Genomic DNA, 5,572 nt, shown 5'->3' with positions numbered 1-5,572 from the left:
AGCCGGAGGTCATAAACACGGCATGTCAAGGATGCCATGCCCTACGAAAAAACGGAACGGTAATCCGCGCGGCGGGGACGGGAGATTAAAAAGAATCCCATCAACGCCGCGGCGGATACCGGAATGCCGAAGCATTTGAATGCCGAAGCATTTGATGCCGCAGCGTTTGATTGCCGCAGCGTTTGATTGCCGCAGTATTTGATTGTCCCCATTCCCCATCGCATGGATTTCGCATGGATTGTACCCATCACATTGATTGCCGCGCTTCGCTCGCAATGACGGGGGGTACGCGCCGATGACGGGGAGGGGGATAGGGACGGATTTTGAATTTTTTTATTGACTTTACTTGGATGATATGGTAAAATCTTCATAACTGATGATACTCGGCTGTACAGTTGACGGACGATCCGGATTTTAAACACGCTGCCGAAAAAGAAAATCAAAAAAGAGGAGACCGTGAAACAGATGAAAAAACGGATGATTGCGGCAATGCTCTGCCTTTGCCTGGCACTGGTTTTGATGCCCGTTACGGCGTCTGCCAAAAGCGCTGAAACCGCGCCTGCCATTGCGGGCCCGACGGCGATGCGGCTGACCATGGGATACTCCGCGGCATCGACGGACATGTTCACCCTGGAGGGTGATCCCGCCCCGTCGGTGACGCAGGATACATCCTATAACGGCAAGATCCTGTACAACAGCACGACACAGAAGCTCGAAATCGCCGAGGGACTTCCCGCCGGTATGTATCCCGTGGTGCTGACTGCTTCGAACGGGATATCTCCTGCCGCGGCCCACATATTTATGCTGACGGTGTCGGCCGATTCGCTTACAACACTTTTTGAAGGAGGCAACGGGCAAAACGGCGTCATGTTTGATATGGAAGTCATCGGAAACGTACCGATCACAGTTGACTCCTTCGATATCAATCTGTTAAAACTCCCGGAGACAACCTGCACGGTCAGCGTTTTTTACCGCGCCGGCGGATATGCGGGGCATGAGACAAATGCCTCGGAGTGGACGTTTCTCGGTTCTCAGACAGACGTACCCGGTGCGGGCAATAATCTGCCTACACCGCTTGCCGTCGGCGGTTTCTCCCTCCAACCGGGGATCCGTTACGGGTTTTATTTTGTCGTGAGCGGAACCTACAGCTCTTTTATTTATACCGACAAACCTGCCGGAACCGTATATTCGGACGATCACTTGAAAATCATTTCCGGCATCGGCCGGGGAGAACCAAACTTTTCGGGTAACATATATTCCGACAGAGCCTGGAACGGGACCGTCTACTATACCCCGTATTCCGGCGACGCGACCCTTTCGAATTTGACCGTCGGGGGCGCGACGCTCAACGAGGCCTTTTCGCCCGATACGACCGCCTATACGGCGGCGACAAGAAATACGAGCGTTACCCTTGGAGCTTCCGTAAACAACCCGAATGCCACCATGACTTTACAGGCAGGCACAGGAACGCCTTTTGCCTGGGACGGCTCGGCTTCGATACAGAATCTCAATGTCGGCGTGAATGTGTTCACCATCACCGTCTTCGCGAAGGACGGCATCACTGAAAAGACTTACACCCTCACGGTCACGCGCAATATCGCGCCGACTCTTACGGGTTCGATGAGTATGAACCTGACGCCGGGATATTCTGCGGTTTCAACGGCGGCTTACACGCTGACGGGCACTCCCGAGCCGTCGGTGACGCAGGACACGACTTACGGCGGCAGGATCGTCTGGAATAACGCGACGAAAAAATTAGACATCGCGGCGGGGCTTGCGGTCGGGAGTTATCCCGTAGTGCTGACCGCTTCGAACGGGATATCCCCCGCAGCCACTCTGACCTTCACACTGACGGTGGGCGCGCAAGGCGCGCTGACGACCATATTTAAATCAGACAACAGATATGCCGGCAACATGTTCGACATGGAAGTCGTCGGCGCATATCCGATTCTCATCAACTCTTTCGATGTGAATCTCACTTCGTATAACGGTAATACGACCTGTACGGTCCGCGTTTATTACCGCGAGGGGGGCTATGCGGGTCATGAGTCGAATGCCTCGGCGTGGACGCTTGTCGGCTCGCAGTCGGGCATCACACCTGCTGGAACCGATCAACCCACGCCGCTCAATGTCGGAGGCGTCACCCTTCAACCGGGGATCCGCTGCGGATTTTATGTGACCGTCAGCGATTACTCGGCCACCGGATGTCAAATGCAGTATACCGATATGCCTGTCGGAACCGAATATTCGGACGGGATTTTGAAGATCATTGCCGGAAACGGCAGGGGAAATCCGGACTTTACCGGCAATTTGTATTCGGGCAGAATGTGGAACGGAACCGTTCACTATACGGCGATAACCCAAAACGCTTCGATCTCGGGCCCTGCCGAACTGACGCTTTCGGAGGGGTACGCATCGGCGCCGACGGCGGCTTTTGAATTGAAAGGCATTCCCGCGCCGACCGTGACGCAGGATAAGACCTACGGCGGCAAAATCGTCTGGAACAACACGACCAAGAAACTGGATATCGCGGCGGGGCTTGCGCCCGGGACTTATCCCGTGAAACTGACCGCGGATAACGGCGTTTCGAGTGCCTCGATGACGTTTACGCTGACAATTTTGCCGAAAGCCGGCCTGAGCCGGAATCTGACCGGCATCACCCCGCCGGCGGCGATCACGGGGCTTGCGAACGGCACCGCAAGGACCATCGACGCGCTCGGCCTGCCCCTGACGGCTGCGCTGATGACAGACGCCGGAAGCGAAGTCGGATCTGTAACGTGGGATCTGACTTCATGCGCCTATACCCCTTCGGTCAAAACCGCGCAGACCTTTACGGCAACCGGTACCGTAACGCTGCCGCTCAATGTGGCAAATCCGAACCGCATTCCCCTGACCGTCACGGTCAGCGTGACGGTCAACGCCGCGCCGGCTGTGTCGGCTGCATCGACAACCGCATCCGCATCGGCTCCGACCGGCAGTACGGTATCGGGCAGCACAAGTGCGGCGAGCGTTCCCGCGATGGGAAGCGGCGGCTCAGCGCTGCCTTTCGTTGCGGTTATGACGATGCTGGCGGCAGCGGGAGGGGTTATCACGATTGCGGTGCGCAGGCGCGATAGAAAAGTGAAATAAATAATCGTAAACGGAACGGCCGCCCGCGGATGCGGGCGGCCGTTTGCGTGTGATTTACTCAAATAACTCCATATTGCCGAGGACGAAACGGGTGAGGACGGCGGGGTATTCGCAATAGCCGTTGACGCATCCTGCGGGGACCGCTTTGCCGTCTTCGTCAAGCTGATATCTTTCGCTCCAATAACCGCCGTGGGCGAGGCCCATTTGGCAGACAAGCTTGACCGATTTGCGGATGCGGTCATATTCTTGCATACGCAGGCAGGCATTCAGCTCGGAAAACCAAACGCTTCCGAGCGCGGCGTTCAGATAAGTCGTGAAGTTTCCCGCCCGCCAAAGCCGGGCCGTTTCGAATTCCCGTTTCTCTTCCGGGTCGTCATCGACGGGATCCGTGACCAGCCGGGTCGGCATGCCGCCCGCCCAAAAATCTTGGGTCTTGAGGGCATCCCAAAGCCGCTGTTTTTGCCCCGCGTCGGCAAGGCCGCAGGCGATCGCGGCAAAATCGACGTCGGTATGGCCGTGGCGCGTGATGGCCCCGCGCTCGGGGTGGATGTATTCGGCGAACCGGTCGCCTTTCCAGAAAGCGCGGCGGAAAGACCACCCCAAAACGTCGGCTTCATGCCGCCAAACCTCCGCTTTCAACTCGTCGCCGAGTTCGCGGCAGAGCTCCGACATTTGATAAAATGCAAGATAACCGGCACACTGGGTGACGCCGCCCCACTCCGAGCGGGACGGGGCGTCGATATAAAAAGCCGCGCCGCCGATGAGGCCTTCGGGGCTCTTTTGAGTCAGAATATAGCGATAGGCCCGCTCGAGGGAGGGCATTTTTTCAAAAAGCCATTCCCTGTCGCGGGTCGTCTGATAAATTTCATAAGCCGTCAGCGGATAAGTGATCGTACCCTGCATCGAGAGCGGGTTCTGCGGCATCCAATGACGGAACAGGCCGATGTATTGTTCGGGCTTATAATTTTTGTCTTTCGGGGTGTAGGTGAAGATGTCTTCCGGCCAGCGCATCCCGCGCGCATAGGTCCAGCGGCTTTCGGGGGAGATATGGTCTTCGGCGCGCGCGATGATAAACGGAACGGCGCCGTCTTCGCGCTGAGATTTTTCGACAAAATCAAAATAACCGAGCGCGATCTGTTTCATGCCGAGCAGCAGATAGGCGCCGACCATCTGCCAGGAGATGAACCTCGGCCAGGTGGCATATTCGCCGTAGCTTTTGCCGTCGGCGCAGATGCTGAAATGCCCGGGGTAGGCGCGTTCATGGCAGGCGGGAATCAGGTTTTTTTCGATTGCGGCTCGGACTCCGGCACGGATCTCGGGGTCCCGGATTCTCTCAAGGACGGAAAGGTCTGTCATTGAACTTCCCCCGCTTCGATTTGGCTAAATCTCAATCAATTATGACAAAAAAACAACAAATAATATTCATATTTTACACTTTTTCCAACTGAATGTCAAGCGGTCTGAAGAAAAAAATCGGATAAATAAAATAAATGGGAAAAGGAAAAAGCCGGAATCGGACGGGGTATCCCGGGCAACGGGCAGAGGATAAAAGGCAACGGACAGAAGATAAAGGGCAACGGACAGAAGATAAAGGGCAACGGACTTTTGGGATAATGCCGAAAAACGGCATCGCAAAGCGGAAATTTCGGCTTTTCAACAAAATGCAAAACCGGGTAGCGAAACGGGTAATAGTTGTGCTATTGTATAAAACGTCAAGAGGGGATTATCGATTACCGAAATTACCGGGCTGCGGGTGGAAATTGAGGTGAAAAAGATAATGAAAAAAGCGCCAAAAGAGCCGGCCGAATATTCGGCGGAGTTTTGCGAAACGCTGCTGCGGTATTTTTGCGGCGCGCGGGAGACCATCGCGTACGACGAGGAATATTTGCCGTCCGGCGAAGTGAAACGGAAAAAGCCGGTTCTGTTCGCGCCCGAATATCCGACGCTCGACCGGTTCGCGCGGCAGATCGGCGTGACCGTATCGCGCCTGCTCGAATGGAAAGAGGGCCACCCCGAATTCGCCGAGGCCTGCGCGCACGCCGAAGAGGCGCAGAAGAGCTGCCTCATCGCCAATGCCCTGAACCGGAATTACGATGCCGGGTTTGCTAAGTTTTTGCTGTGCCGAAAGTTCCCGGGTGAATTTTCGGAAGAAGCGCAGCCGCCCGACCCGGGGCTGGACATCCGCGTCACTTACGGGAAAAACAACAATTCAGAATGAAGAATTCAGAATTAAGAATTGAATTGCGGGGCCGCCGATGCGGCGGCCGAATGTCCCGGGGCGTACGATTTATCAATAATCTTCCGGAGGATACGAACATATGGACAAAACCGGACCCGAAATGAAAACCGAAGACAGGCGGCTTTATGACAAGGGGTTCCGATATCTGCAGGCGCAGGGCGTGATCAAGAGATCGCGGGACGCGTGGCAGTTTTTCCACGACCG

Annotated in this window: 4 protein-coding genes; 2 read left to right on the top strand and 2 right to left on the bottom strand. The window is 55.7% G+C overall.

Translation table 11 applies throughout. The annotated features are described in order from the left end of the window. Window positions 1-41 precede the first annotated feature (41 nt). Window positions 42-248, bottom strand: a complete 207-nt coding sequence (locus PKH29_10190; protein HNX15203.1) for a hypothetical protein — start codon at window positions 246-248, stop codon at window positions 42-44. Window positions 249-465: 217 nt separating this feature from the next. On the opposite strand from PKH29_10190, the gene PKH29_10185 reads away from it, so the two are divergent. Continuing rightward, a complete protein-coding gene (locus tag PKH29_10185) occupies window positions 466-3,129 on the top strand; it encodes a cadherin-like beta sandwich domain-containing protein (GenBank protein ID HNX15202.1) in 2,664 nt (887 codons plus the stop codon). Window positions 3,130-3,183: 54 nt separating this feature from the next. Here the strand turns inward: PKH29_10185 and PKH29_10180 are convergent, their stop codons facing one another. Further along, window positions 3,184-4,485 carry a hypothetical protein gene (locus PKH29_10180; GenBank protein ID HNX15201.1) on the bottom strand — a complete coding sequence of 434 codons (1,302 nt, stop codon included), beginning with the start codon at window positions 4,483-4,485 and terminating at the stop codon, window positions 3,184-3,186. Between the two features lie 409 nt (window positions 4,486-4,894). Here PKH29_10180 and PKH29_10175 point away from each other — a divergent pair, with 409 nt between their 5' ends. Further along, on the top strand, window positions 4,895-5,347 hold the full coding sequence (locus PKH29_10175; GenBank protein HNX15200.1) for a hypothetical protein: 453 nt from the start codon (window positions 4,895-4,897) through the stop codon (window positions 5,345-5,347). Window positions 5,348-5,572 lie beyond the last annotated feature (225 nt).

Source organism: Oscillospiraceae bacterium (assembly GCA_035353335.1).
GTDB lineage: Bacteria > Bacillota > Clostridia > Oscillospirales > JAKOTC01 > DAOPZJ01.
Note: the sequence above shows the minus strand (reverse complement) of the source record. Positions and strands in the feature narration are given on the sequence as shown.